At 68.0% G+C, this 24494-nt stretch carries 25 protein-coding genes and 1 tRNA gene; 9 read left to right on the forward strand and 17 right to left on the reverse strand.

From position 1 onward, the window contains the following. Nucleotides 1-105 precede the first annotated feature (105 nt). From ACE5C1_RS11935 to ACE5C1_RS11980, 10 genes are all read right to left on the reverse strand, one after another. Entirely contained in the window at nucleotides 106-2328 is a 2223-nt protein-coding gene (locus tag ACE5C1_RS11935; RefSeq protein WP_374944300.1) for a hypothetical protein, read from the reverse strand. Then, a complete protein-coding gene (gene queA / locus ACE5C1_RS11940) occupies nucleotides 2267-3292 on the reverse strand; it encodes a tRNA preQ1(34) S-adenosylmethionine ribosyltransferase-isomerase QueA (RefSeq protein WP_374944301.1) in 1026 nt (341 codons plus the stop codon). Before queA ends, ACE5C1_RS11935 begins: the two co-directional genes overlap by 62 nt. Beyond that, nucleotides 3289-3990: a peptidylprolyl isomerase gene (locus tag ACE5C1_RS11945; RefSeq protein ID WP_374944302.1), complete on the reverse strand. Its 702-nt coding sequence runs from the start codon at nucleotides 3988-3990 to the stop codon at nucleotides 3289-3291. The genes queA and ACE5C1_RS11945 overlap by 4 nt, the downstream gene beginning before the upstream one ends. 74 nt (nucleotides 3991-4064) lie before the next feature. Continuing rightward, a complete protein-coding gene (gene coaD / locus ACE5C1_RS11950; RefSeq protein WP_374944303.1) occupies nucleotides 4065-4577 on the reverse strand; it encodes a pantetheine-phosphate adenylyltransferase in 513 nt (170 codons plus the stop codon). Continuing rightward, nucleotides 4574-5458 carry a polyprenyl synthetase family protein gene (locus ACE5C1_RS11955; protein WP_374944304.1) on the reverse strand — a complete coding sequence of 295 codons (885 nt, stop codon included), beginning with the start codon at nucleotides 5456-5458 and terminating at the stop codon, nucleotides 4574-4576. Before ACE5C1_RS11955 ends, coaD begins: the two co-directional genes overlap by 4 nt. Continuing rightward, on the reverse strand, nucleotides 5458-5700 hold the full coding sequence (locus ACE5C1_RS11960; RefSeq protein WP_374944305.1) for an exodeoxyribonuclease VII small subunit: 243 nt from the start codon (nucleotides 5698-5700) through the stop codon (nucleotides 5458-5460). Before ACE5C1_RS11960 ends, ACE5C1_RS11955 begins: the two co-directional genes overlap by 1 nt. 157 nt (nucleotides 5701-5857) lie before the next feature. Beyond that, on the reverse strand, nucleotides 5858-7546 hold the full coding sequence (locus ACE5C1_RS11965; RefSeq protein ID WP_374944306.1) for a long-chain fatty acid--CoA ligase: 1689 nt from the start codon (nucleotides 7544-7546) through the stop codon (nucleotides 5858-5860). A gap of 63 nt (nucleotides 7547-7609) precedes the next feature. Continuing rightward, on the reverse strand, nucleotides 7610-9268 hold the full coding sequence (locus ACE5C1_RS11970) for a diguanylate cyclase domain-containing protein (RefSeq protein WP_374944307.1): 1659 nt from the start codon (nucleotides 9266-9268) through the stop codon (nucleotides 7610-7612). A 136-nt stretch (nucleotides 9269-9404) separates the two neighbouring features. Next, a complete protein-coding gene (gene clpA, locus ACE5C1_RS11975; RefSeq protein ID WP_374944308.1) occupies nucleotides 9405-11723 on the reverse strand; it encodes an ATP-dependent Clp protease ATP-binding subunit ClpA in 2319 nt (772 codons plus the stop codon). Nucleotides 11724-11824: 101 nt separating this feature from the next. Continuing rightward, nucleotides 11825-12019, reverse strand: coding sequence for a DUF1192 domain-containing protein (locus tag ACE5C1_RS11980; RefSeq protein WP_374944309.1), 195 nt, complete (start codon nucleotides 12017-12019; stop codon nucleotides 11825-11827). Between the two features lie 70 nt (nucleotides 12020-12089). Here ACE5C1_RS11980 and ACE5C1_RS11985 point away from each other — a divergent pair, with 70 nt between their 5' ends. Further along, complete coding sequence (locus tag ACE5C1_RS11985; protein WP_374944310.1) at nucleotides 12090-13091, forward strand: NAD(P)H-quinone oxidoreductase; 1002 nt, start codon at nucleotides 12090-12092, stop codon at nucleotides 13089-13091. Between the two features lie 91 nt (nucleotides 13092-13182). On the opposite strand, the gene ACE5C1_RS11990 is transcribed toward ACE5C1_RS11985, so the two are convergent. Continuing rightward, entirely contained in the window at nucleotides 13183-13461 is a 279-nt protein-coding gene (locus ACE5C1_RS11990; protein WP_374944311.1) for a hypothetical protein, read from the reverse strand. Nucleotides 13462-13664: 203 nt separating this feature from the next. On the opposite strand from ACE5C1_RS11990, the gene ACE5C1_RS11995 reads away from it, so the two are divergent. The 4 genes from ACE5C1_RS11995 to ACE5C1_RS12010 are packed head-to-tail and all read left to right on the forward strand — an operon-like array spanning nucleotide 13665 to nucleotide 16938. Beyond that, nucleotides 13665-14336, forward strand: a complete 672-nt coding sequence (locus ACE5C1_RS11995; RefSeq protein WP_374944312.1) for a cell cycle transcriptional regulator TrcR — start codon at nucleotides 13665-13667, stop codon at nucleotides 14334-14336. Between the two features lie 19 nt (nucleotides 14337-14355). Further along, complete coding sequence (locus ACE5C1_RS12000) at nucleotides 14356-15396, forward strand: MBL fold metallo-hydrolase (protein ID WP_374944313.1); 1041 nt, start codon at nucleotides 14356-14358, stop codon at nucleotides 15394-15396. A 37-nt stretch (nucleotides 15397-15433) separates the two neighbouring features. After that, nucleotides 15434-16327: a dienelactone hydrolase family protein gene (locus tag ACE5C1_RS12005; RefSeq protein ID WP_374944314.1), complete on the forward strand. Its 894-nt coding sequence runs from the start codon at nucleotides 15434-15436 to the stop codon at nucleotides 16325-16327. After that, nucleotides 16324-16938 (forward strand): glutathione S-transferase family protein, encoded by a 615-nt coding sequence (locus tag ACE5C1_RS12010; protein ID WP_374944315.1) that lies wholly within the window; start codon nucleotides 16324-16326, stop codon nucleotides 16936-16938. The genes ACE5C1_RS12005 and ACE5C1_RS12010 overlap by 4 nt, the downstream gene beginning before the upstream one ends. A gap of 82 nt (nucleotides 16939-17020) precedes the next feature. On the opposite strand, the gene ACE5C1_RS12015 is transcribed toward ACE5C1_RS12010, so the two are convergent. The 4 genes from ACE5C1_RS12015 to ACE5C1_RS12030 form a co-directional block, all read right to left on the reverse strand. Then, the gene (locus ACE5C1_RS12015) at nucleotides 17021-17206 is read right to left on the reverse strand and encodes a DUF1289 domain-containing protein (protein ID WP_374944316.1); all 186 of its coding nucleotides are present in this window, start codon (nucleotides 17204-17206) and stop codon (nucleotides 17021-17023) included. Continuing rightward, nucleotides 17194-17700 carry a thioredoxin family protein gene (locus ACE5C1_RS12020; RefSeq protein ID WP_374944317.1) on the reverse strand — a complete coding sequence of 169 codons (507 nt, stop codon included), beginning with the start codon at nucleotides 17698-17700 and terminating at the stop codon, nucleotides 17194-17196. The genes ACE5C1_RS12015 and ACE5C1_RS12020 overlap by 13 nt, the downstream gene beginning before the upstream one ends. A gap of 107 nt (nucleotides 17701-17807) precedes the next feature. Further along, nucleotides 17808-19199 carry a DEAD/DEAH box helicase gene (locus tag ACE5C1_RS12025; RefSeq protein ID WP_374944318.1) on the reverse strand — a complete coding sequence of 464 codons (1392 nt, stop codon included), beginning with the start codon at nucleotides 19197-19199 and terminating at the stop codon, nucleotides 17808-17810. Between the two features lie 190 nt (nucleotides 19200-19389). Next, nucleotides 19390-19839, reverse strand: a complete 450-nt coding sequence (locus ACE5C1_RS12030; protein ID WP_374944319.1) for a hypothetical protein — start codon at nucleotides 19837-19839, stop codon at nucleotides 19390-19392. Between the two features lie 68 nt (nucleotides 19840-19907). On the opposite strand from ACE5C1_RS12030, the gene ACE5C1_RS12035 reads away from it, so the two are divergent. Both ACE5C1_RS12035 and ACE5C1_RS12040 read left to right on the forward strand, forming a co-directional pair. After that, a complete protein-coding gene (locus ACE5C1_RS12035) occupies nucleotides 19908-21350 on the forward strand; it encodes an FAD-binding oxidoreductase (protein ID WP_374944320.1) in 1443 nt (480 codons plus the stop codon). A 53-nt stretch (nucleotides 21351-21403) separates the two neighbouring features. Beyond that, nucleotides 21404-22168, forward strand: coding sequence for a SapC family protein (locus ACE5C1_RS12040; RefSeq protein ID WP_374944321.1), 765 nt, complete (start codon nucleotides 21404-21406; stop codon nucleotides 22166-22168). Nucleotides 22169-22380: 212 nt separating this feature from the next. Here ACE5C1_RS12040 and ACE5C1_RS12045 read toward each other — a convergent pair whose 3' ends face one another. Together ACE5C1_RS12045 and ACE5C1_RS12050 are read right to left on the reverse strand one after the other, a co-directional pair. Beyond that, the gene (locus ACE5C1_RS12045; RefSeq protein WP_374944322.1) at nucleotides 22381-22557 is read right to left on the reverse strand and encodes a hypothetical protein; all 177 of its coding nucleotides are present in this window, start codon (nucleotides 22555-22557) and stop codon (nucleotides 22381-22383) included. Nucleotides 22558-22682: 125 nt separating this feature from the next. Continuing rightward, nucleotides 22683-23528 carry an N-formylglutamate amidohydrolase gene (locus ACE5C1_RS12050; protein ID WP_374944323.1) on the reverse strand — a complete coding sequence of 282 codons (846 nt, stop codon included), beginning with the start codon at nucleotides 23526-23528 and terminating at the stop codon, nucleotides 22683-22685. Between the two features lie 106 nt (nucleotides 23529-23634). Between ACE5C1_RS12050 and cpdR the strand changes: the two genes are divergently transcribed. Next, nucleotides 23635-24009: a cell cycle two-component system response regulator CpdR gene (cpdR, locus tag ACE5C1_RS12055; RefSeq protein WP_374944324.1), complete on the forward strand. Its 375-nt coding sequence runs from the start codon at nucleotides 23635-23637 to the stop codon at nucleotides 24007-24009. A gap of 60 nt (nucleotides 24010-24069) precedes the next feature. Then, nucleotides 24070-24144: transfer RNA gene (locus tag ACE5C1_RS12060), tRNA-Val, on the forward strand. Nucleotides 24145-24494 lie beyond the last annotated feature (350 nt).

The raw sequence follows: 24494 nt of genomic DNA on the forward strand, positions 1-24494 counted from the left end.
GTAAACCGTACGCAGGCGGGCGCGAACGCCACCCGCCTTCGAATTTGCTCCGCCCTAGCGAGACTCGCCCGGCGCTTCCTTTCGGCTGCTTCGACGACGCGCCGATCAGATTACCGCGAAATCCGATGCGCTGAGCAGCGGAGTGCCGGTGAACTGGGCAAGCTGCACCGATGCAGCCGCCCCGCTACCGTCTGGATCGTAGGACAGCACGCCCGAGTGCGGATCGTAGACGAGACGCGTCGCCGCCGTCGCCGCGGTCGAGCCGATGGTGAGCAGGGCGGAGCTGAGCGCGCTTGCGGTCAGGCCGAAGGCGGTCGCCGCGAGCTCGATCCGGTCAACGCCGTGGGCGAAATCGGTGATGACGTCCCGCTCGCCTGCCGCGGCCACCTGATCGAAGCGGAACCGGTCCGAGCCCGCGCCGCCGGTCAACTGGTCGCCGCCCGGGCCGCCGATCAACACATCCCAACCATCGCCGCCCTCGATCACATCGCGACCTGCTCCGCCGATCAGCAGATTGTCGCCCGCATTGCCGCGGATCTTGTTGTCTAGCGCGTTGCCTTGCCCGGTCAGGTGCGCGGTGCCGGTGAGTTCCAGCACTTCGAGTTCCGTGCCCAACGTCCACGACACCGACGCGCGCACCGTGTCGCGACCTTGTCCGGCCAGTTCCAGCATTTGGTCGCCTGCATCATCAACGATATACAGGTCGTCCCCCGGACCGCCGATCATCCGGTCGCGCCCGGCGCCGCCGTCGAGAAGATCGCTGCCTGCTTCTCCCATCAGCAAGTCCGAGCCACCATCGCCCCGAAGCGAGTCATTCCCGTCGCCGCCGCCGATGATATCGTCGCCCGCCTTGCCGTAGATGTTGTCGGCGCGCACCGATCCGGCGATCGTGTCGGCACCCGCCGATCCGTTGGCGGTGCCGTTGCTGGACAGCCCGACCGAGCCCCTCATCGCGACGATCTGTTCGCCGCCGTCCGGTCGATCGAGCACAGCGATCGAAAGGCGTTGCGCTACATCGAACACGCCGTCGCTGGCCGAAACGGTCACCTCGTAGACATTGTCTCGGTCGGCGTCGGCGGGCGCCTCGAAGTCGGTCGGGTTGCGGAAGCTGAGCGCGCCGGTGCTTGCGTCGATGCGCAACAGCGCCGCATCGGCGCCGCCGACGATGGTGAAATCGAATGTCGTGCCCGCATCCGGGTCGGCGGCGGCGACCTGAGTCACCACCAGTTCGCGCTCGCCCAGCGCAATGAAGGCGGTCGCGCCACCGCCGTCCGAGGTGATCACCGGCGGCCGGTTGGCGTCCACGTCCAGCACGTCGAGGACGAAGGATCGATCGATCGCGTTTCCGGCCAGATCGACGGCGCGGATCGTCACCGCGATCTGCGGCGCGGTTTCGAAATCGAAGCGCATGCCCTTTGCGACGATCAGCGCATCGCCGGCGACCGTCAGCGCGCCGCCGGTCGAATCGGCGACGATGTGATAGAAGATGCGATCCTGTGCATCCGGGTCCAGCGCTGCGAAGCGCGCGACCACGAAGCCCGCCTGCGCACTCTCCGAGGTTCGCGTGCGATCAATTGTCAGCGCGGTAGGTGCTGCATCCACCTCGCTCAGCCGTCGCAGTACCGTGCCGTCGGTGACATAGGTGTCGAGCGGGTTACCCTCGGACCAGAAGGCAAATTCTACGGCGTCGTCGCGGACGACGAAATCGGAAGGTCCGCCGTCGTATCCGCCGATCAGCCCGTTAAGTTGCCCGGTATCGGTGATGGAGTAGACGTAATTGGAATCTCCGAGATCGTCAGCAACCGTAAAAACGAAGAAGTCTTTGCCTTCATATGGCGTGGCAAACTCGAACTCCTCGTCCTGTACCTTGACGACGAAGTCGTAATTGAAACCGTCTCGAGAAAACCAGTAGGAATCCAGACCATAATACGTCTCGTACCCGGACACACCACCAGCCAACAGGACGGTATTCCCGTTTGAGAACGTCTTCGTCGAACCCGCATAGCCAACGAGCGTGTTGTTTGCGTCGAACAAGCCATCGGCTACGGAAGACCACGACGTCGGCTCGTCGATGAAAACGGCTTGGCCATTCACCAGATAGCCAACCAGCCGGTCATTGTCGTTCACCAAAGCATTTACGAAATAGCGTGCCGTCGTCGTCATGATCAAGCCCCCCGGTTTCCAGGTTCGATAAGCGGCAGCGGTTGGCGAAGCAACCGACCGAAACATCCATTGTGAGCCTTGCGTCGCCCCGGAGCGACAGGCCTTACGGCAGCAGCAACGACGCGTCGCCGTAGCTGTAGAAGCGATAGCCTTGCGCAATCGCATGCGCGTACGCGGCCTGCATCCGCTCGCGGCCCATCAAGGCACTGACCAGCATGAACAGGGTCGAGCGGGGCAGGTGGAAGTTGGTGAGGAGGCCGTCGACGCCGCGGAAAGCGTAGCCGGGGGTGATGAAGATCGCGGTGTCGCCTTCGAACGGAGCGACGATGCCGTCCTCGCCGCAGGCACTCTCGATCAGGCGGAGCGAGGTGGTGCCGACCGCGATCACCCGGCCGCCGTTCGCGCGCACCGCGTTCAGCCGGGCGGCGGTGGCGGGGTCGATGCGGCCCCATTCGGCGTGCATGCGGTGGTCGGCGGTGTCGTCTGCCTTGACCGGCAGGAAGGTGCCCGCGCCGACGTGAAGCGTGAGGGTCTCGTGCGCGATACCCGCCTCTGCCAGCGCCGCCATCAGCGCGGGCGTAAAATGCAATGCCGCGGTGGGTGCCGCCACCGCGCCGGGTTCGGCGGCGAACATCGTCTGGTAATCGTCCGCGTCGCGCGCGTCGGTGGCTCGCTTGCCCGCGATGTAGGGGGGTAGCGGCATCGTGCCTGCGCGGGCAAGGAGCAGCTCGACCGGCTCGGTTCCCGCGAAGTCCAGGACGATGCTGCCGTCTTCGCCGCGGCTCTCGACGGTGGCGTGGACGTCATGACCGAAGTCGATGGCGTCGCCAAGGCGCAGCCGTTTCGCGCCCTTGACGAAAGCGTGCCAGCGGCGGGAACCTTCGCGCTTGTGGAGGGTCGCGCTTATTCGCGCTTCGCCCCGCCGGCCCTCAAGCTGGGCGGGGATGACGCGGGTGTCGTTGAAGACCAGGCAGTCGCCGGGGCGCAAGCACGCGGGCAGGTCGCCGACGCTTGCGTCGCGGGTCGCATCGCCGTCGAGGACCAGCATTCGCGCCCCGTCGCGCGGTGACGCGGGCCGAAGGGCGATGCGATCCGCGGGCAGGTCGAAATCGAAGAGGTCGACCTTCACTTCGTCCTTGGAGCCGCTTTCGGAGCGGATGCCTTAGGCACGCGCTTCAGGGCGGCGACATCCGGCATCTGCGCCGGCAGCGATCCCAGCAGAGCGGGCGGCGGCGCGGCCTGGAACGGAGGCGGCGCATCCGCGGCGACATAGGCGTGGACGATGCGGCTCGGGTTCGACGGCGGCTCGCCACGCTCGATCGCATCGACGTAACGCATGCCGTCGATGACGCGGCCAAACACGGTGTATTTCTTGTCCAAGTTCAGCTTGGGCTGGAAGACGATGTAGAACTGGCTGTTGGCGCTGTTCTCGGCCTCCGCGCGCGCCGCCGCCACCGCGCCGCGGACGTGGGGGAGGTAGTTGAACTCGGCTTTCAGGTCGGGAAGGTCGGAGCCGCCGGTGCCGTCGCCCTTGGGATCGCCGCCTTGCGCCATGAAGCCGTCGATGACGCGGTGGAAGGCCAGGCCATCGTAGAAATGGCGGCGCGCTAGCGTCTTAATCCGTTCCACCGTCCTGGGCGCGACGTCGGGACGCAGCCAGATCGTCACGCGTCCACCGGTCGACAAGTCGAGGAGAAGCAGGTTCTCCTTGTCGGTCGGCGACGCGGGTGCGGCGCGGCCGGGGATGGGCGCGTCGACGATCTGCGCAATGGCGGGGACCGCCGCGGCGGCGGCGACGAACGCAAAAAGGGACGCAATACGACGCATTGGGGACACCATCTGGAAAGGGACGCGGGTGCTTAGAGCAGATTGGCGGTTGCGCCAAACTGAACGTGGGAGGTTCAGGAGCCCTTGCGTCCCACCTCCTCCACGCGCGCGGCGACCTCGTCACGTACCCCGGCGGGAACGAAGCGCGAGATGTCGCCGCCGTAGAGCGCGATCTCCTTGACCAGGCGGCTCGCGATCGGCTGGAGCGCAACGTCGGCCATCAGAAACACGGTCTCGACGTGGCGGTTGAGCTGCTGGTTCATCCCCGCCATCTGATATTCGTATTCGAAATCGGCGACCGCGCGCAGGCCCCGGACGATCACGCGGGCGCCTTGCGCCTGGGCGAAGTCCATCAGCAGCGAATCGAAGCTGACGACCGCGATGTCGCCCTCGACCCCTTCGACCTCGCGGCGGACCGTAGCCATGCGTTCGTCGAGCGTGAACATCGGCGATTTGGAGGGGTTGGTGGTCACCCCGATCACCAGCCGGTCGACCAAAGTCGCGCCGCGGCGGATGATGTCCATGTGCCCCAAAGTCACCGGATCGAAGGTGCCGGGATAGACGCCGATCCGGTGCTTGCCGCTCACCGGTCGCGCTCGACGATGTAGCGGGCGATGGCGCGGAGCAGGTCGGCTTCGGAACCGTAAGCGTGAAGGTGCTGGACCGCTTGCTCGACCAGCATCGCGCATTGCGTTCGCGCCCGTTCCGCGCCGAGTAGCGACAGGAAGGTCGCCTTGCCCGCCGCGCCGTCCTTGCGCAGCGCCTTGCCGACGGTGGCCTCGTCGCCTTCGGCATCGAGCAGGTCGTCAGCGATCTGGAACGCCAGGCCGATGTCGTGCGCATAGCCGCGCAGCGACGTGCGCGCCTCCGGCCCGGCGTGGCCCAGAATCGCGCCCGCCTCCACCGCCGCCGAGATCAGCGCGCCGGTCTTCATCTGCTGGAGCCGAGTGACGGTAGCGAGATCGAAGGTTGCCTTCTCGGCCTCCAGGTCCATCATCTGGCCGCCGGCCATGCCCGTCGGGCCGGCGGCGCGCGCCAGATCGGCGACGAGTTCGGCACGCACGAACGGATCGGGGTGGGCGACGGGATCGGCGAGCCATTCGAAGGCGAGCGCGTGCAGGCAGTCCCCCGCCAGGATCGCGGTCGCCTCGCCGAACGCCTTGTGGACGGTGGGCTTGCCGCGGCGCAGGTCGTCGTCGTCCATTGCGGGCAGATCGTCGTGGATCAGTGAATAGACGTGGATCGCCTCCACCGCGCAGCCCGCCGCCAGTGCCGCCGCGCGGTCCACCCCGAACAATTGCGCGGTGGCGAGCGTCAGTAGCGGCCGCAGCCGCTTGCCGCCGCCGATCGCGGCATGGCGCATCGCGCGGTACAGGTGGTCGCGCGGATCGCCGGGAAGCGCCAGCAGCGTATCGAAGCGCGCGTCGATATCGGCCGCGACGTCGGAGAGCGCTTGGCGCAGCGTCATCAGGCGGCCGCGAAGGGGCGGGTGCCGGCGGGGCGGCCTTCGGAATCGAGCCGGATCGCCTCGATCCGCGCCTGCGCCGCATCGAGCCGCTCGGCGCAGCGCGCGCGCAGGCGGTCGCCGCGTTCGTAGAGCGCAATCGACTCGTCGAGCGTCGCGTCGCCGCTCTCCAGCCGCCCGACGATCCGCTCGAGCTCCTTCAGCGCATCCTCGAACGACAGGTCTTCGATGGGGGGGGTGTCCATGGGGAAGCTATGGCGTGAGGGGGGGCGGGGGGTCAAGGCGGGGCGGCGTTGCACAGGCCTGAACCTAGAACTCCGCTCGCCCTGAGCGAAGTCGAAGGGCATGGCTCCGGGCAATATGCTTCGACTTCGCTCAGCACGAACGGAAGAGGTGCGGGCGTCAGCCCTCTACCATAACCTCCGCCACCAAATCCTTGCGGCTCAACTTCCCGATCATCGTCTTGGGCAGCGCATCCCGCACCACCACCGCGTCGACGCGCTCGTGCCGCCCCAGCTGGGGGTTCAGCCACGCTGCCAGCGCCTCGCCGGTGTCCGCCGCGCCCTGCTCCAGCACCACGTACGCGCGCGGGACTTCGCCGCGATAGATGTCGGGCAGGCCGATGACGAGCGCTTCCTTGACCGACGGATGGCGGTACAGAACCGCCTCGATCTGGCTCGGGAAGACCTTGAAGCCGCTGACCGCTATCATGTCCTTCAACCGGTCGACAACGCGGACGAAGCCGTCCGCGTCGATCGTCCCGACGTCGCCGGTACGCAGCCAGCCGCCCTCTCCCTCGACAACGCCGAAGGTCTCGCCGTCGGCATCGGGGCGATTCCAATAGCCGCGCATGATCTGCGGACCCTTGGCCACGATCTCGCCGGGCTCGCCGTCGGGTGCGAGGCGGGCCGGGTCTTCCTTGTCGACCAGCTTGAGGCGGGTAGCTGGAAGCGGCTGGCCGATCGTGCCGGATTTGCCTTTCGCCTCGTAGGGGTTGGCGGTCAGCACGCCCGAACTCTCCGACAGGCCGTAGCCCTCGACCAGGGTGGCGCCGGTCGCCGCCGCGAACCGGTCCTTAAGCTCGGCGGGCAGCGGCGCACCGCCCGAGATGCAGACCCGCAGCGAGGAAAAGTCGGTCTTCGCGATCCTCGGATGATCGAGCAGCGCGCGGTACATCGTCGGCACGCCCGGCAGTGCAGTTGCCTTCGTCCGCGCGATGGCGGCGAGCGTCTGGCCCGCGTCGAAGCGCGGCAGCATCACGATCGTGCCGCCGTTCAGCACGGTGCGGTTGAGAACGCAGGTGTTGGCGAAGACGTGGAACAGCGGCAGCACCCCGACGATCCGGTCGGCCTCGCCCGGGTGCGGATCGATGCTCTGCACCTGGCGTGCGTTGGCCGAGAGGTTCTGGTGGGTCAGCACCGCGCCCTTGGGCACGCCGGTGGTGCCACCGGTGTACTGGATCAGCGCTACGTCGCGCTCCGGGTCGATCGCGGGCGCGGGGCAGGCGCCGTCATTGGCGATCAGCGCGGAGAAGGCGGTGATCCGCGGGTCGTCGGGCCAGGCGCTCACCTCGGCGCGCTTGAACAGGCGGTAGAGGATGGATTTGGCGGGGGGCAGCGCGCCCGCGATCGAGCCGACGATCAGCCGCTCCAGCGCGCTGTCCTCCAGCACCTTGAGCGCAGTCGGCAGCAGCGCCGAAGCGGACAGCGTGAACAGAACGCGCGTGCCCGAATCCGCGACCTGGTGCGCGAGCTCGGCGGCCGAGTAGAGCGGCGAGAAATTGACCACAGTGGCGCTCAGTTTGAGCGCGCCGTAATAAGCCGCGACGTAATGCGGCACGTTGGGCAGGAACAGCCCGATGCGGTCGCCGCGCCCATAGCCGAGCTTCGCCAGCCCGCACGCGACCCGGTTGGCGCCGTCCATCGTCTCCCGGTAGCTGAAGCGGCGGCCGAGAAAGTCGATCAGCGGCGCCTCGCCCGCGCGCGCGGCGGACGCTTCGAACATGGCGACGAGCGACAGCGGCGGCAGGCCGGTGTCCCAGGCGACCGGGTGACGATAGGCGGTGCGCCAGACGGTGTCGGGATCGCTCATTGACACGCGTGTAAGCAGGCGATGGGGGCCGCGCAACTCGGCGCAAGCCATTGAAAGGCTCGTTTAGGCGGCGACCGCCAATGTCGGGGCGCGCCGGGCCCGGTCGCGCCCGGCGGACTTGGCGGCGAACAGCGCTAGGTCGGCGTCGCGGTACATCGCCTTCCAGTCGGTCTCGCGCGCCAGCGGACCGGTGCACCCGCCGATGCTGGCGGTAACCGCCAGGTCGTAAGGCATGCGTGCGCTGCGGATGCGGTCGAGGATGTCGTTAGGATCAAGGCGCAGCGATGCGGGCGCGACGATCGCGAACTCCTCGCCGCCGATCCGCGCCGCCAGCGCGCCCGGCGGGATCGCGGCTTCCAGCGCCCGCGCGATGCTGCGCAATACCTCGTCGCCGCCGTCGTGACCGATCGTCTCGTTGACCCGCTTGAAATGATCGATGTCCGCCAGCAACAGCACCTGTTCGCCGTCGCGGCCGATGACCTGCGCCAGGAAGGCGCGACGGTTGAGCATGCCGGTCAGCGGATCGGTGTCCGCCAGCAACCGGGCGCGAATTTCGCCTTCGCGCGCATCGTCGCGTTCTCGGCTGAGCAGGCGGATGCGGTACGCGATCGCGAGGCTCGACAGCAGCGCTTCGGCCGTCATCGCGAGGATTGTCGAATTGTCGAGCCAGAAGCTCCAGCCCACCACGCCGAAGGTCGCGGCAATGCGCAAGCTCGCAAAGCCCACCGGTGCCCCCCAACCAATGCAGAACAACTGGAAGTAGCGGCTTTCGCGGGTCCAGGCCCGCCACAATATCGGAGCGACCAGCAGGATGAGGATCAGGAAGCTGCCCGCATACGCCAGATTGACGACCTTTGGCGCAACGTCCTGAAGTGTCGACAGCGCAATGGCGGCGAGGATCAGCGCCGCCGATACCGCGATGCTGGCGCGGCCCAGCCAGCCGGCGAACACCCGGGCCTCGAAGAAGCTGCGCGCGAAGCTGAGGGCGGCAACCGCGGACAGCGCCAGCGCGATGTAATTGATCCGCATGCGATCGTTGTTGGCGATCGGCGCCATCCACGCGAGCGCGCCCGACGACGACACCGCATAGACCAGCAGCGTCGTGACCATGATGCAGTAATGGAGCAGGAAACGGTGCCTGAGCGCGCCCCAAAGCGCCAGATTGTACAGCAGCAGCGCCAGACACAGGCCGACAAAGGCGCTGTAGACCGCGGCCAGCACAAGGTTCGACGCCGCCGCTTCGCTCGGCCTGGCGACGCGCGGGTCGAGGACGACCCCGCGCAGGTTGGATGCGCCTTCGACATGCCAGAGCAGGCGGACGATGGGCACGCCGCGGACGGGCAGCACCTGCTGGAAGGTCGCGCCGAGCTGGAGACCGCGCGAGGCCGCGTGCTGGCCCATCGGCAACGTCGCCATCCGCCCGTCGGCATAAAGCGCGTAAAGGGTGGCGCGCGCCTGCCACAGGCTCGCGCTGCGGACCAGGATCGGCCAATGCGCGCCGGTATTCAGCGGTCTGGACAGGACCAGATAATCGCCCGCGCCGAACTGCGTCTGCGGCGTCGTGCAATCGTAGGCGGCGCCGTGCACGAACTCCGCGCGGACGTCGATCCGTGCGCCGGCGCGCTTGACGCATACCGCGACGGCATCCCCCGCGCTGCCTGCCTGCCCCCATGCGCGCGGCGCGGCGAGCGCGAGCAGCCAGGCCGCTCCCAGGATCAACATCGCTCGCCAAAGCCCCATGCACCGGGACTAGCGGGGCAATAGCGAACATTGCGTAAAGGATGTTGCGTAAAGAATGCCGTTCACGAAAACGGCGGCGGATCGCTCCGCCGCCGTCGTCGCATCGCTCGGACAGGTCCTACTTGGCCTCGACCGCCTCGGGCTTGCCCTTCTTCTTGGGCTTTTTCGGTGCGGCGGGTTCGATCGCGAAGGTCAGCGCGCCATCCTTCATCTTCACTGTCACCTCACCGCCATGGACCAGCTTGCCGAACAGCAACTCCTCGGCGAGCGGCTGCTTGATCTTCTCTTGGATCAGGCGGCCCATCGGACGCGCGCCGTAGAGCTTGTCGTACCCCTTATCGGTCAACCATGCGCGCGATTCATCGTCGAGCTGGATGTGGACGTTGCGGTCGGCGAGCTGCAGTTCGAGCTGGAGGACGAACTTGTCCACCACCCGCGCCACGACCTCGGTCGGCAGATAGCCGAACGGCACGATCGCATCAAGGCGGTTGCGGAACTCGGGGGTGAACATCTTCTGCACCGCCTGCTCGTCCTCGCCCTCGCGGGTCAGCGTGCCGAAGCCCAGGGTCTCGCGCGCCATGTCGGAGGCGCCCGCGTTGGTCGTCATGATCAGGATGACGTTGCGGAAGTCGACCGACTTGCCGTGCTGATCGGTGAGCCTACCGTTGTCCATCACCTGGAGAAGGATGTTGAACAGGTCCGGATGCGCCTTCTCGATCTCGTCGAGCAGGAGCACGCAATGCGGGTTCTGGTCGACCGCGTCGGTCAGCAGCCCGCCCTGGTCGAAGCCGACATAGCCCGGGGGCGCGCCGATCAGCCGCGAGACGCTGTGCCGCTCCATATACTCGCTCATGTCGAAGCGCTGGAGCGGGATGCCCAGGATCGACGCGAGCTGCTTGGCGACCTCGGTCTTGCCGACCCCGGTTGGGCCGGTGAACAGATAATTGCCGATCGGCTTCTCGGGCTCACGCAGACCGGCACGTGCCAATTTGATTGCCGACGACAGCTTTTCGATCGCCGCGTTCTGCCCGAACACGACGCGCTTGAGGTCGGTCTCCAGCGTGGCGAGCGCCAGCTTGTCGTCGGTGCTGACCGACTTCGGCGGGATGCGCGCCATCGTTGCGATGACCTGCTCGATCTCCTTGGGAGTGATCGTCTTCTTGCGCTTGTTCTCAGGGACCAGCATCTGCATCGCGCCGACCTCGTCGATCACGTCGATCGCCTTGTCGGGCAGCTTGCGGTCGTTGATGTAGCGCGCGCTGAGCTCGACGGCCGACTTTATCGCGTCGGGGGTGTATTTCACCTTGTGGTGATCCTCGAACGCCGAGCGCAGCCCTGCCAGGATCTTGATCGTGTCCTCGATCGTCGGTTCGTTGACGTCGATTTTCTGGAAGCGGCGCAGCAGCGCGCGGTCCTTCTCGAAATGGTTGCGGAATTCCTTGTAGGTGGTCGATCCGATGCAGCGGATCGTGCCGCCCGACAACGCGGGTTTCAGCAGGTTCGACGCGTCCATCGCGCCGCCGCTGGTCGCGCCCGCGCCGATCACGGTGTGGATCTCGTCGATAAAGAGCACAGCGTCAGGCAGCTTCTCCAGCTCGTTGACGACCGCCTTCAGCCGCTCCTCGAAATCGCCGCGGTAGCGCGTGCCCGCCAGCAGCGAGCCCATGTCGAGCGAGTAGATGACCGCGGGCTTGAGGACGTCGGGAACCTCGCCCTCGACGATCTTGCGCGCCAGACCCTCGGCGATCGCGGTCTTGCCGACGCCGGGATCGCCGACGTACAGCGGGTTGTTCTTGGACCGGCGGCACAGGATCTGGATCGTCCGGTCGACCTCGGGCCCGCGGCCGATCAGCGGATCGACCTTGCCGTTCTTCGCCTTCTCGTTGAGGTCGACGCAGAATTGCTTAAGCGCGCTCTCGTTCTTGCCCTTCGCATCGCCGCCCTTCTGCGGCTTCTCCTCCTCGGCGGCACCCTTGGGCGTCGAAGCCTCCGCCGCGCCGCCCTTGCCGACGCCGTGGCTGATGAAGCTGACCGCGTCGAGGCGGCTCATGTCCTGCTGCTGGAGGACATAGACCGCATAGCTCTCGCGCTCGGAGAACAAGGCGACGAGGACGTTGGCCCCGGTCACCTCGTCGCGGCCCGACGACTGGACGTGGAGTATCGCGCGCTGGACGACGCGCTGGAAGCCCGATGTGGGCGAGGGATCGGTGGCGGCGTCGACCTTCAACGCGTCGAGCTCGGTATCGAGATAATGCGCGACGGTGGTCTTCAGCTCGCCGAGGTCGACCTTGCACGCGGTCATCACCTTGGACGCATGCTCGTCGTCGATCAGCGCAAGCAGCAGGTGCTCGAGCGTGGCATATTCGTGGCGGCGCGCGCTGGCGGCTTCAAGCGCCTTATGCAGCGTGGTCTCCAGCGCGGGGGCGAAAGATGGCATTGTGCTACTCCAGAGAGCCGCGTGAGGACACGCGGCCCGTTGCCGTCCATGTCGGGAGTGTGACGCCCCCTATCAAGCACCCGACCAATGGTCGGGACCGCTCACGATCGGAATAGCTGGTCGGCGCTTGCGCGATGGTTAACGGCGCGTTCCATTTTCAGCCGGCTCCGCGCGATCTCGCCCTCCAGCGCGGTGATCCGCGATTCCAGCTCGGCGACTGACAACGGATCGAGATCCTGCCGCGCGAGTTGCGCCAGCAGATCGTCGGGACGGGGCAGGGCGTCGTCCAGGTCCATGCCTGCAACGTTGACCGGGGCGCTCGCGATGTCAATAACGCTGGCGACGCATCGGCCGAGGGGAAGACGGATGGACGCGATACCCGAAACGATGCGCGCGATCGATCCAGCGGCGCCGGGCGGCCCGGAGGTGCTGACCGTCGTCGAGCGCCCGGTGCCGCGTCCGGGCGCGGGCGAGGTGCTGGTCCGCGTCGCAGCGGCAGGGGTAAACCGCCCCGACGTGATGCAGCGGCAGGGCCGCTATCCGCCGCCGCCGGGCGCGCCGACGATTCCGGGGTTGGAGATCGCGGGAACGATCGTGGCGGTGGGCGGGGACGTCGGCGCCGAGCAGGTCGGCCAGCGGGTGTGCGCGCTGCTTTCGGGCGGGGGCTATGCCGACTATGCGGTCGCGCCCCACGGCCAGTGCCTGCCGATGCCCGAGGCGCTGACGATGGTCGAGGCCGCGGCGATCCCGGAAACGCTGTTCACCGTGTGGACTAATCTGTTCGAGCGCGCCTATGCGACCGAGGGCGATACCGTGCTGGTCCACGGCGGCACATCGGGCATCGGCACGATGGCGATCGCGCTATGCGGTCTGTTCGGCATCGACATCGTCGTCACCGCGGGCTCGCCGGAGAAATGCGCCGCGGCGGTGGCGCTCGGGGCGACCCACGCGATCGACTACAGGTGCGAGGATTTCGTCGCCCGGGTGCAGGCGATCACCGGCGGCAAGGGCGTGGCCGCCGTCCTCGACATGGTTGGCGGCGATTACCTGCCGCGCAACCTGCAATGCTTGGCCGACGACGGCCGCCACGTCTCGATCGCGGTCCAGCGTGGGCTGGAAGCGACGATCCCGATCTTCGAGGTGATGCGCAGACGGCTGACGATCACCGGATCGACGCTGCGCGGGCGCGACGGGGCGTTCAAGGCGCTGGTGGCCGACGAGCTCTCCCGCACCGTGTGGCCGCATGTCGAAGCGGGGCGGCTGAAGCCGGTGATCGACCGGACATTCGCGCTGGCCGATGCGGCAGAGGCTCACCAGTGGATGGAAGCGGGCGACCACGTCGGCAAGATCGTGCTGGTAATGTCGTAGGCGCTCAGGCGGCAGCGACCCACCGCGTCACCCGGTTATGCCGGGGCTGACGCGGTGGGTCGGTCGGATGACAAATCGGCCCGCTAAAAACTTACGGGCTGTTGGGGGAGTCGTTGCCGTTGCCGCCGGTCGCCACGAGCACGATGACGACGAGTGCCGCCAGGATGCCGATGCTGATCAACGTCGAGCCCGCGATGTCCGCACCCAGCCGGCTCTTGTTCCCGGCCGTCGCAGGGCGTGCGGCGGGCGACTTGGAAACCGACAGCGCGGCGGCGGGATTGTGCGCCGGGGCTGCTGCGGCGACCGTCGAAACGGTCATGAAAGCAGCGGTCGCGATCGTGGCGAGGGCGCGTGCGAAGCGGGTCTTCATGGTGGTACCTCCCTTTAATTGTTCGCGATACTGGCGCATGATGCTGCATCGCGTCAATGCTGCGTGCCGTGGCAGGCAATTGTTGCAGCACCGTGAAATACCCGCGGCGCTTGCCCTTGGCGCCTGCGCGCACTAAGTCGTCGCCCTGCGCGGCCGCTCCGGTGAGGGGCGGCCTTTATTTTTCGTTTTTCGGAGTACCGCCGGTGGCCCAGCCGCTCATGCCCCACGCGACCGCGTCCTGGATGGTCGACAGCACCGCGCTCTCCTTCGAGCAGATCGCGGATTTCTGCGGCCTCCACATCCTCGAAATCCAAGCGATCGCCGACGATACCGCGGCCAGCAAGCTGACCGGCCGCGATCCGGTGCGCGCGCACGAGCTGACCCAGGACGAGATCGACAAGGGCCAAGCCGATCCGAACTACCGGCTGCAGATGCTCAAAGGCCCCGAGCAGGTCCGTCGTACCAAGGGGCCGCGCTATACCCCGGTCAGCAAGCGCCAGGACAAGCCCGACGGCATCGCCTGGATCATCCGCAACCATCCCGAGATTACCGACGGTGCGATCGGGCTGCTGATCGGCACCACCCGCACGACGATCGCCGCGATCCGCGACCGCAGCCACTGGAACATCGCCAATATCACGCCCAAGGACCCGGTGACGCTGGGGCTGACGACGCAACGCGAGCTCGACGCCGCGGTCGCCAAGGCGGCGAAGGCCGCGGGGATCGAGGCCCCGGTCACCGACCTGCGGCTGGATGGCGACCGCGAGGTGCTGCTCGGCCAGTTGCGCGCGGAGCGCCAGGCTGCGCGGGAGGCCGAGCTGGCGGGGGATGCGCCTGCGGTGAAGCCGCTGTTCGACGATCCGTTTAAGCGCTGAGAATCCCGTGGGCTTAGCCGTGCGGCGCAGCGAAGCCGCCGCGCTCGCCTATCCGTTCGGCAAGGCCGAGCCGCCGACCGGCGGCACGATGGCGGTTGCACCCGGCGTCCGCTGGGTGCGTATTGCCGTCCCCGGGCCCTTGCGCCACGTGAATTGCTGGCTGCTCGACGACGGCGACGGAGTGGCGCTCGTCGATACCGGCATGAACACGTCCGAGACGCGCGAGGCCTGGAAGGCGGTGTTCCGCGGCGACCTCGCGGGCGTGCGGGTCACACGGACGATCGGCACCCACTTCCACCCCGATCATATCGGCCTGGCGGGGTGGATGTGCGCGCACCACGACGCGCTGCTGCTGATGACGCGTGGCGAGTGGCTCTATGCGCGGATGCTGATCGCCGACGCGCGCGATGCGGTGCCCGACGGAATGGTCGCCTTCTGGCGCGCGGCGGGATGGGAGGCGGCGCAGATCGAAGCAGGGCAGGCGCGCGGCTGGGCGGGGTTCCGGCGCATCGTCACGCCGCTGCCGATGGGTTTCACCCGGCTGAGCGACGGGCAGGCGCTCCCGATCGGCGGACGCGACTGGCGGGTCGTCACCGGATCGGGGCACAGTCCGGAGCACGCTTGCCTGCTCGACGAAGCGAACGGCGTGCTGATCGCTGGCGACCAGGTGCTGCCGCGGATCAGTCCCAACGTGTCGATCACGATCTCGGAGCCCGACGCCGACCCCTTGGGCGAATGGTTCGCGTCGATCGACAAGCTCGGCGCACTTCCCGCCGGCCTGCTGGTGCTGCCCGGCCACGGCGACCCGTTCACCGGCTTGCACACGCGGCTGGATGCGATGCGCGACGAACACCGCGAGCGGCTCGATGCGCTGCACGCGCATCTGGCCGAACCGCGGCGGGCGGTCGACGCGTTCGCGGTGCTGTTTCGCCGCACGATCGGACAGGACATGCTCGGCATGGCGACCGGCGAGGCGCTGGCGCATCTGCGGCGGCTGGAGCGCGAGGGCAGGGCGGTCGAAGAGACGATGGACGGCGTGCGATGGTGGCGCGCGCGCTGACGCGCTAGGCTGCGGCTCGACGAATCGGGAGCCCTGCATGACCGACCCATCGCTGCGCGATCGCGCCGTAGGATTGTACGACGCCTTCACCCACGAGCACCGCGACCGCCGCACGTTGCTGCGCCAGATGACCGCGCTCGCTGGCTCCGCCGCCGCGGCCGAGGCGCTGATCCTCGGCATCGCCGCTTCGCCCGCCAGCGCGGCGCAGATCGACCCGGCCGATCCGCGGCTGCGCGTCGATCGTTGGGCGGGAACGGTCGCGGGCAAGCCTGCGGCGGCCTACACGGTCTCCCCGGCAAAGGGCGCGAAGCGTCGCGGCACGGTGATCGTCATGCACGAGAACCGCGGGCTGACCCCGCACATCCAGGACGTTGCGCGCCGCATCGCGCTGGCGGGGTTCGACGCCGCCGCGCCCGACTTCCTGGCGCCGCAGGGCGGCACCCCCGCCAACGAGGACGCCGCCCGCGACCTGATCGGCAAGGCGGACTACGACCTGGTGATCGCGCAGGGACTGGGGTTCGCCGAACGCTACCGCACGCGGCGCGGCGGCACGGGCAAGGTCGGGATGGTCGGCTTCTGCTGGGGCGGCGCGCTGGTCGACCGGCTCGCGGTCGCAGGCGGGCCCGCGTTTGCGGCAGGCGTCGCGTATTACGGCCCCGCGCCTGCGGCGTCCGAGGCTGCCAAGGTCCAGACGCCGCTGCTGCTCCATTACGCGGGCAAGGACGCGCGCGTCGCCGCAACCGGCGAACCTTGGGTCGCGGCGCTCAAGGCCGCGGGCAAGCCGGTGGAGGCGTTCACCTATCCGGGCGTCGACCACGCGTTCAACAACGACACGTCGGCCGAACGCTACGACAAGGCCGCCGCCGATCTCGCCTGGGGCCGCACCGTCGCCTTTCTCCACCAGCATCTCGATACCGGAGTTCACGCATGACGCTCACCTTCTACACCAACCCGATGTCGCGCGGCCGCATCGCACGCTGGATGCTCGAGGAGGTCGGCGCGACGTACGAGACGGTGGTGCTCGACTATGCGGACACCATGAAGGCGCCCGACTATCTGGCGATCAACCCGATGGGCAAGGTGCCCGCGATCGTCCACGACGGCCATGTCGTCACCGAAGGTGCCGCGATCTGCGCCTATCTGGCCGACACCTATGCCGAGGTCGGTCTGACCCCGACCGCGGCCGAGCGCGCGGATTACTACCGCTGGCTATTCTTTGGGGCGGGCCCGGCGGAGCAGGCGATCACCAACAAGGCGATGGGCTTCGTGGTGCCCGAGGGTCGCGACCGGATGGCGGGGTACGGGACCTTCGACCTGATGGTCGACACGCTGGAGCGCGCGGTCGGCGCGCACGACTATATCGCGGGCGACCGCTTCACAGCCGCCGACGTGTATGTCGGCGCGCAGGTGATGTGGGGGCTGCAGTTCCAATCGCTCCCGACGCGACCCGCGTTCGAGGCCTATGCGGCGCGGCTGGGCGCGCGCGAGGCGTACCGGCGGGCGAGCGCGAAAGACGATGCATTGATGGCGAAGGCGGGGTGAAATACCAGGTCCGTTCGCCCTGAGCGAAGTCGAAGGGCAGGATGCTTGGCCATGTGCTTCGACTTCGCTCAGCACGAAGGGATCAAGGTCTGGTTGCCCTTATCTTGGTAGATCGTTCGAAGGTGCGCGCCATCACCCTCGCCCGTTCCCCCGCGCTCATCACCGTCCACCACGCGATTTCGTCGAGCGTGCGCCCGCAGCCGATGCACCGGTCTGCATCGAGGGTGCAGACCCCGGTGCAGGGCGATTCGATCTCTACGCCGCCCATCCCGCAAGCCAGTCGGCGAGCGCCTGCGGGGTCAGCGAGCGCGCGTCGGACAGGGCGGTCTCACGGCCGGCGTTGACGAGCCGGTTGGTCTTCGGATCGACGATCAGCACCGCGGGGACGCCCTTCAGCCGCGCGGCGATGCCGTAGCGCGCCGGGATCTGCGCATTCTTGTCGAAGCGTCCGACGTCGACCGTCACGACCTCGAAATGCCGCCGGACGAACGGCTTCATTTCGGGCAGGTCCATCACCCCCGCCAGCAATCGGCAGTCGAGGCACCAATTGCCGCCGAGATCGATCAGCAGCCGCTTGTGGCCCCTGAGCGCACGCGCCCGCGCGGCGGCGACCTGAGCGTCGGCGTCGGCGGCCGTGTCGTAGGGCAGGGGGAGCGGCTTGCCGAGCTGCTCGAACGACGCCGCGCGAACGTGCGGCGCCGCGGTCTGGGCGTCGGCGGGAACGGCGATCAGGGCTGCGGCGAGGAGGAGCGGGCGGATCATGCGGGTTCTCTCAACAGGGGTCACGCCCTCCATCGCGCTGTGACGCGGATGGTTGCAAGGAAGCGTCGCTTAGCCGGTGACGACGAACGCCTGCCCATGACGGCGGCTCAGCGCCCGAGCGCGACACCGAGGAAGTCGGGCACCGGGCCGTTCCAGCCGTCGTCCGGGGCATCGTCGTTCTGACGGCCCCGAGGCTCCGGGCGGCGTTCGGTGCCGCGTGGTGCACGCTCCTCACTGCGCGGTGCGCGCTCCTCGCGGACCGGGGCGGGCGCCACGTCCTGCACCTCGGCCACGGCCTTGACGACGGGCGTCGCCACGCGGGCGGGCTTGCGGGTCCGCTCGCGCCGCGGGCGTTCCTCGCGCGCCGGTTCGGGCGCGGACGGTACCGCGTCGAGCCGCTGGATCGTCTGGCCGGTCAGCTTTTCGATGTTCTGGATGTTCTCGGCATCGTCCGGCGCGACGAAGGTGTAGGCCGTCCCCGACGCGCCTGCGCGTCCCGTGCGGCCGATGCGATGGACGTAATCGTCGGGGTGCCACGGCGCGTCGTAGTTGAAGACCGTGCTCACGCCCTTGATGTCGAGGCCGCGTGCGGCGACGTCGGACGCGACCAGGATGTTGACCCCGCCGGTCTTGAACAGCTCCAGCTCGGCCAGGCGCTGCGGCTGTTCCATGTCGCCGTGGATCTCGCCCGACTTGTAGCCCGCCTGGCGCAGCACCTTGTTGAGGTCGCGCACCGTCGTCTTGCGGTTGCAGAAGATGATCGCGTTGGTCACCTCGTCCTGCGCCAGGATGCGGCGCAGCGTTTCGCGTTTGGCGGTCTGGCTGGCGACCGACACCAGATATTGGGTGATATTGAGGTTGGTCGACGCCGGGCGCGACACCTCGATCCGCTTGGGGTTGTCGAGGAACCTGTCGGCCAGCTTCTTGATCGGCGCAGGCATCGTCGCCGAGAACAGCAAGGTCTGGCGCTGCTTGGGCAGCTTGGTGCAGATTTCCTCGATGTCGGGGATGAACCCCATGTCGAGCATCCGGTCCGCCTCGTCGATCACCAGCATCGAGCAGCCGTTCAGCAGGATTTTGCCGCGCCCGAACAGGTCCATCAGGCGCCCCGGCGTCGCGATCAGCACGTCGACGCCCTTCTCCAGCGCCGCCAGCTGATCGCCCATCGACACCCCGCCGATCAGCAGCGCCATCGAAAGCTTGTGGTTGGCGCCGTATTTTTCAAAATTCTCCGCCACCTGTGCCGCCAGTTCGCGCGTCGGCTCCAGGATCAGCGAACGCGGCATCCGCGCGCGGCTGCGCCCGTGCGCCAGGATGTCGATCATCGGCAGGACGAAGCTGGCGGTCTTGCCGGTGCCGGTCTGGGCGATGCCGATGATGTCCTTCATCATCAGCACCGGCGGGATCGCCGCGGCCTGGATCGCGGTCGGCTCGGTATAGCCGGCGTCGTTGACCGCTTTCAGCAGTTCGTCGGAAAGGCCGAGATCGGCGAAGCTCATGCAGGTGTCCGGACAAGGGGCAAGCGTGACGCGCGCCGATGGGCGCGGCGCTTGCGGATTTACGGGGTAAAGTCAAGGTTTGGCGGGCAACTACCCCGCCGTTCGCCCTGAGCGAAGTCGAAGGGTACGTCCGACAGGAGTGCTTCGACTTCGCTCAACACGAACGGGTCGGGCGCGTGCCCGGCGGCTTTTACCGTTTCGGCTCCAGCATCTTGAACGCCGCGATGCCGCACGTCGCGCCCGATCGCGCACGGATGACGTCGCGGTCGGCGCAGACACGACCGTCGGCACCGGGCTTGAGGTAGATGCCCGAATAGAAGTTCAGCGTCCGGCACTGCCCGTCCAGCTTGGCGCGCAGCCATTTGCCGCCGTTTATCCCGGTGTACATCACCATGTCGACGCTGCCCGGCCGGTTGATCAGCACCCCCGCAAGGTCGCCGGGCGACACGCATTTCGGGCCTTTGCGCTCTTTCCAGACGATCGCTTTCGGCGCGGCGACCGGCGCAATCTTCTGCACCCGCACGACGATCCGTTCGTGAACGGTCAGCTGCGCCAGCAGCACGTCCTCCGCCGACACCGGCGCGGCGGCGAGCAGCGGAGCAAGCGCCAGCAGCGCGATGGGGAAAGCGGGATGGATCATCGTATCGACCGGCGCATCCCTAGGTGAAGACATTGAACGGATGATGAACTCGGATTAACGACACTGCGATGACACCTGCCCACGCCGCAATGCTCGCTGCGCTGTCGGGCACGATCGATCCCAGTGCGATCGTCACCGATACGGCGGATATCGCGCCTTGGCTCGACGATTGGCGCGGGCGGTATCACGGTGAGGCGCCGGCACTGTTACAGCCCGCGACGACCGCGCAGGTCGCGGCGATCGTCCGCGCGGCGGGCGAACACGGCGTGGCGCTGGTGCCGCAGGGCGGGAATACCTCGATGGTCGGCGGCGCGACCCCGCCTGCGGATGGCTCTGCGTTGATCCTGTCGCTGCGGCGGATGAACCGTATCCGCGCGCTCGATGCAGGGGCGGGGCTTGCGGTGGCGGAGGCGGGGGTGATCCTGCAGACCTTGCATGAGGCCGCGCTGGCGGCCGGGCGGCGCTTTCCGCTGACGCTCGGCGCGCGTGGCAGCGCGACGGTCGGTGGGCTCGTGTCGACCAACGCGGGGGGCACGCAGGTGCTGCGCTTCGGGACGATGCGCGGGCTGGTCGCGGGGCTTGAGGTGGTGCTGCCCGACGGGTTGATCCACGACGGGCTGGCGGCGCTCAAGAAGGACAATCGCGGTTACGACCTGACGCAATTGCTCGTCGGCGCGGAGGGGACGCTGGGCATCGTCACCGCTGCCACGTTGCGGCTGGTTCCGGCGATCGCCGCGCGTGCGGTCGCGTGGGTCGGGGTGAAGAGCCCCGATGCGGCGTTGCGGTTGCTGCGCCTACTGGAGCGCGGCACCGGCCTGATCGAGGGGTTCGAGCTGCTGCCCGCCGAATCGCTCGAGGCGGTGATCGCGCATGTCGCGGGCGCCCGGGCGCCGCTTTCGGGTGCCCACGCCTGGCACGTCCTGATCGAAGCCGCGACCAGCGACCCCGCGGTCGATCCGGCGCATGTGCTCGAACCGCTGCTTGCCGATGCGCTCGCGCGTGGGTTGGCGCAGGATGCGGTGGTCGCCGCGAGCGAAGCGCAGGCCGACGCCTTCTGGCGCATCCGCGACTCCATTTCGGCCAGCGAACGCGCGCAGGGGCCCGCGACCCAGCACGACATTTCGGTCCCGGTCGACGCCATGCCGCGTTTCATGACCGACGCCGCCGCGGCATGCGAGGCACGCTTTCCCGGCACCCACGCCAGCGGCTTCGGGCATCTCGGCGACGGCAACGTCCATTTCCACGTCCGTGCGCCCGCAGGCGCCGACGCGGCGCGCTGGTATGCCGAGGACGCGGCCACCGTCACCGCCTTCGTCCACGACCTGGTCGTTGCGGCGGGCGGATCGATTTCCGCCGAGCACGGCATCGGCCAGATGAAGGCGGCCGAGCTCGAACGACTCTCCGGCCCCGCACGGATGGCGGCGTTGCGCGCAGTCAAGACCGCGTTCGACCCGCAGGCGCTGTTCAACCCTGGCAAGCTCGTCCTTGCACCGCGCGTGGCGAAGCCATAGAGCCTCGCGCCATTGCAGCGGCCGGGGGGCCGCCGGTTTCGGAGAGACACGTCATGGCCAGCGCGCCGCTTCCCTTGTTCTACAACGGCCTCGAACCGCTTTCGAGCGAGGTCCATGCCAATTACCGCGTCCGTGCTCAGGACAGCGCGCCGTTCCTGGTCGCGCAGCACGCGATTCCGCTGACCATCGACGAATTCCCACTGGTCCAGCGCGCGATGCCGATCGTCTTCTCGGTCGGCGACGAGGCGATTCCGCTCGCGCTGATGGGCCTGAACGAGGGCGTGAACGTCTTCATCGACGACGAAGGCAAGGCGATCGGCGACGGCTTCTACGTCCCCGCCTACGTCCGCCGCTATCCCTACATGCTCGCGCGCCTGCGCCCCGACGCCCAGGAGCTGTCCTTGTGCTTCGATCCGACCTCCGACGCGATCGGCGCCTTCGACGAGGGTCAGCCGCTGTTCGAGAACGGCCAGCCGAGCCAGGCGACCAAGGACATCCTCGCGTTCAACGAGACCTTCGAACAGGCCGGGCAGCGCACCCAGGCGTTCATGAGCGAGCTGCGCGAAGCCGGCCTGCTGATGGACGGCGAGGTCTCGATCCAGCCCGACGGCGCCGATCAGCCATTCATCTACCGCGGCTTCCAGATGATCAACGAACAGAAGCTGCAGGACCTGCGCGGCGATCAGCTCCGCAAGATGAGCCAGTCGGGAATGCTCCCGCTGCTCTACGCACACCTCTTCTCGCTGTCGCTGATGCGCGATATCTTCGCGCGCCAGGTGCAGCAGGGCAAGGTGCCGCAAACGCAACCGGGCTTCTGACCACGGGAGATCGCATCGCACGTCGGCAAGGTCGACTGGCAGGCGGGCGCCAACGCCGATGCGCTGCGGGCCTGGCTGACGATCACGCTGGTCGTCCTCCATGTCGTCGCCGCGCTGCGCCACCACCTGCTGCTGCGGGACCGGACTCCGGTGCGGATGGCGCCGGTGCTGGAGCGATAGCTGGCTGCGCTTGCAAAGTTGGATAGGCAGGGTCATCCAGGATCCGTTGCGCCTTGAAGGCGATTATATCGGTCGCAAATCGGCAGGCGACCCTTGTTGGATGCGACCTTTCTGTGACCTTTCACCTTGGCACGGTCGCCAAGCCGCTGTTTTTGCGATGAAAGCCATAATTTTTTCTCGATGCGGTTGAAACCTTCGGCGGTTTCCATACATTGATGCTGTACGGCGCCGTGTCCCCCCCTTTCGCGGCCCGTATGACATACCCTCGGGTGTGTCTCCTCCCTGAACCTAGGCCACCTCGTGCTTTCAGCACGGGGTGGTTTTTTGTGGGCCGCTATTCGGCCGCGCGCGCGAACAGTCCCGAACCGGCGGCCTCGTCCTCCAGCGCCGCCAGCATCCGCGCGACCAGCGTCGCAGTCGCCGCCAGCCCTGCGCCGGGCCGGTCGAGCGCCGGGTCCAGGTATAGCGACCGGTCGAGTTCGAGCTGTATGGCATGCACCCCGCGCGGGGGGGCGCCGTGCGTGTCGAGGATGTGTCCGCCCGCATAAGGCGTGTTGAGCGCGACGCGGTGCCCGCTCGCCGCCGCGACCGCTTCCACCCGGGCGACGAACCGTGCGCCCGCCGCGCGCCCGAAGCGGTCGCCGATCACCACCTTGGGTCCGTCCCTGCCGAGCGGCGGCATCGAATGGAGGTCGAGCAGTATCGCGATCCCGAAACGGGCCCGCGCCGCCGACAGCGCCGCTGCGACCGCGGCGTGATAGGGCCGGTGGTCCCCGGCGATCCGCTCGGCGATCTCCGCATCGCTGAACCGCCGTCGCCACAATTCGCTCGCGCTCGCCGCCCGCCGCGGCACCAGGCCCAGCCCGCTGCGCACCTTGCTCGACCGCATCGGCAGCGCCATCGCACGCGCGCCCTCGTCGACGCGCGGGTCGCGCTCGTCCTCGCCGCGGTTCAGGTCGATCCACGCGCGCGCGCGCCGCGCCACGATCGCGGTGCGGCCTTCGCGTGCCGCAAGTGCCACCGCGTCGATGTGCCGGTCCTCCAGCGCAATCATCGCGCCGGACGGCACACGTAGCGCCGCGATCAGCGACGCCGGATAGTCGCGCCCGCCATGCGGCACAGACAGCACCACCGGGCTCCGCGGTGGCTCGCCGCCCAGCAGGTCCAAGCTCCGCTCCATCGGTGGCAGGGTAGGGCGCGGCGCGGGTCGTCGCAACACGCTGCTGGAATTGTTAACCGTTCCCGCGCTACACGCGCGGCTCTTCGAAATCGGGACCGCGGGTGCGATGATCAGGATTCTGCTGGCCGAGGACGACCAGGTGATGCGCGAATATCTCACGCGCGCGCTGGAGCGATCGGGCTACTCCGTCGTGGCGGTCGATCGCGGCACCGCGGCCATCCCGCTGCTCGAAGCTGAGCGGTTCGACCTGCTGCTGACCGACATCGTGATGCCCGAGATGGACGGCATCGAACTCGCGCAAAAGGCGTCCGAACTGTGCCGCGACCTGCGCGTGATGTTCATAACCGGCTTCGCCGCGGTGACGCTGAAGGCGGGCAAGGCGATGCCGCAGGCGCGCGTCCTGTCCAAGCCCTTCCACCTGCGCGACCTGGTGCTGGAGGTCGACCGGATGTTCGAGCTGGGCAACGCGAACGGCCTGTAGCATTTCGAGCGAAATCGGCGGTTGCACTCACGCCGGAGCACCGCTAGAGCGCGCCTCCTCGGGCGTGTAGCTCAGTGGTAGAGCACTGTGTTGACATCGCAGGGGTCGCAAGTTCAATCCTTGCCACGCCCACCATGAAAAGCCCCGCGAGCTGAACAGCTTAGCGGGGCTTTTTGCTGTTCAGCGGCTTGGCGACCGGCGAAGCTCTTGGGTGAATTTTGGGTGAAATCGCCAACGCAGGGGGAAGGCGCCCATGGAGTGCGGCGTTCGCGTAGCGGGGGCGCGCCGGTCTGGACCGCCTCGTCGTCCTCACTGGTCGAGGCGGAATGGCTCAATCGAAGCTGGTGAATGCGGAAGGGCTGATCTCTGGTGGATTACGGCCCGGCCGCTTTCGGACGCCGAGCCGCAGAATCGGACGTTCGTTCACGAGCAGCGTGATGGCCGCTTTGCGCCTAATTCAAGCCGTTTTCGTCCTTACGCGGTTC

This window comes from Sphingomonas sp., assembly GCF_964263785.1.
Lineage (GTDB): Bacteria > Pseudomonadota > Alphaproteobacteria > Sphingomonadales > Sphingomonadaceae > Sphingomonas.

What these genes read in the sequence shown, in the direction of transcription:
- ACE5C1_RS11935 (WP_374944300.1), bottom strand. Translation starts at nt 2,328, where the DNA reads ATGCGATTGCGCAAGGCTATCGCTTCTACAGCTACGGCGACGCGTCGT.
- ACE5C1_RS11945 (WP_374944302.1), bottom strand. Translation starts at nt 3,990, where the DNA reads ATGCGTCGTATTGCGTCCCTTTTTGCGTTCGTCGCCGCCGCCGCGGCG.
- ACE5C1_RS11955 (WP_374944304.1), bottom strand. Translation starts at nt 5,458, where the DNA reads ATGACGCTGCGCCAAGCGCTCTCCGACGTCGCGGCCGATATCGACGCG.
- ACE5C1_RS11960 (WP_374944305.1), bottom strand. Translation starts at nt 5,700, where the DNA reads ATGGACACCCCCCCCATCGAAGACCTGTCGTTCGAGGATGCGCTGAAG.
- ACE5C1_RS11965 (WP_374944306.1), bottom strand. Translation starts at nt 7,546, where the DNA reads ATGAGCGATCCCGACACCGTCTGGCGCACCGCCTATCGTCACCCGGTC.
- ACE5C1_RS11970 (WP_374944307.1), bottom strand. Translation starts at nt 9,268, where the DNA reads ATGTTGATCCTGGGAGCGGCCTGGCTGCTCGCGCTCGCCGCGCCGCGC.
- clpA (WP_374944308.1), bottom strand. Translation starts at nt 11,723, where the DNA reads ATGCCATCTTTCGCCCCCGCGCTGGAGACCACGCTGCATAAGGCGCTT.
- ACE5C1_RS11980 (WP_374944309.1), bottom strand. Translation starts at nt 12,019, where the DNA reads ATGGACCTGGACGACGCCCTGCCCCGTCCCGACGATCTGCTGGCGCAA.
- ACE5C1_RS11985 (WP_374944310.1), top strand. Translation starts at nt 12,090, where the DNA reads ATGGACGCGATACCCGAAACGATGCGCGCGATCGATCCAGCGGCGCCG.
- ACE5C1_RS11990 (WP_374944311.1), bottom strand. Translation starts at nt 13,461, where the DNA reads ATGAAGACCCGCTTCGCACGCGCCCTCGCCACGATCGCGACCGCTGCT.
- ACE5C1_RS12005 (WP_374944314.1), top strand. Translation starts at nt 15,434, where the DNA reads ATGACCGACCCATCGCTGCGCGATCGCGCCGTAGGATTGTACGACGCC.
- ACE5C1_RS12010 (WP_374944315.1), top strand. Translation starts at nt 16,324, where the DNA reads ATGACGCTCACCTTCTACACCAACCCGATGTCGCGCGGCCGCATCGCA.
- ACE5C1_RS12015 (WP_374944316.1), bottom strand. Translation starts at nt 17,206, where the DNA reads ATGGGCGGCGTAGAGATCGAATCGCCCTGCACCGGGGTCTGCACCCTC.
- ACE5C1_RS12020 (WP_374944317.1), bottom strand. Translation starts at nt 17,700, where the DNA reads ATGATCCGCCCGCTCCTCCTCGCCGCAGCCCTGATCGCCGTTCCCGCC.
- ACE5C1_RS12025 (WP_374944318.1), bottom strand. Translation starts at nt 19,199, where the DNA reads ATGAGCTTCGCCGATCTCGGCCTTTCCGACGAACTGCTGAAAGCGGTC.
- ACE5C1_RS12030 (WP_374944319.1), bottom strand. Translation starts at nt 19,839, where the DNA reads ATGATCCATCCCGCTTTCCCCATCGCGCTGCTGGCGCTTGCTCCGCTG.
- ACE5C1_RS12035 (WP_374944320.1), top strand. Translation starts at nt 19,908, where the DNA reads ATGACACCTGCCCACGCCGCAATGCTCGCTGCGCTGTCGGGCACGATC.
- ACE5C1_RS12040 (WP_374944321.1), top strand. Translation starts at nt 21,404, where the DNA reads ATGGCCAGCGCGCCGCTTCCCTTGTTCTACAACGGCCTCGAACCGCTT.
- ACE5C1_RS12045 (WP_374944322.1), bottom strand. Translation starts at nt 22,557, where the DNA reads ATGGAAACCGCCGAAGGTTTCAACCGCATCGAGAAAAAATTATGGCTT.
- ACE5C1_RS12050 (WP_374944323.1), bottom strand. Translation starts at nt 23,528, where the DNA reads ATGGAGCGGAGCTTGGACCTGCTGGGCGGCGAGCCACCGCGGAGCCCG.
- cpdR (WP_374944324.1), top strand. Translation starts at nt 23,635, where the DNA reads ATGATCAGGATTCTGCTGGCCGAGGACGACCAGGTGATGCGCGAATAT.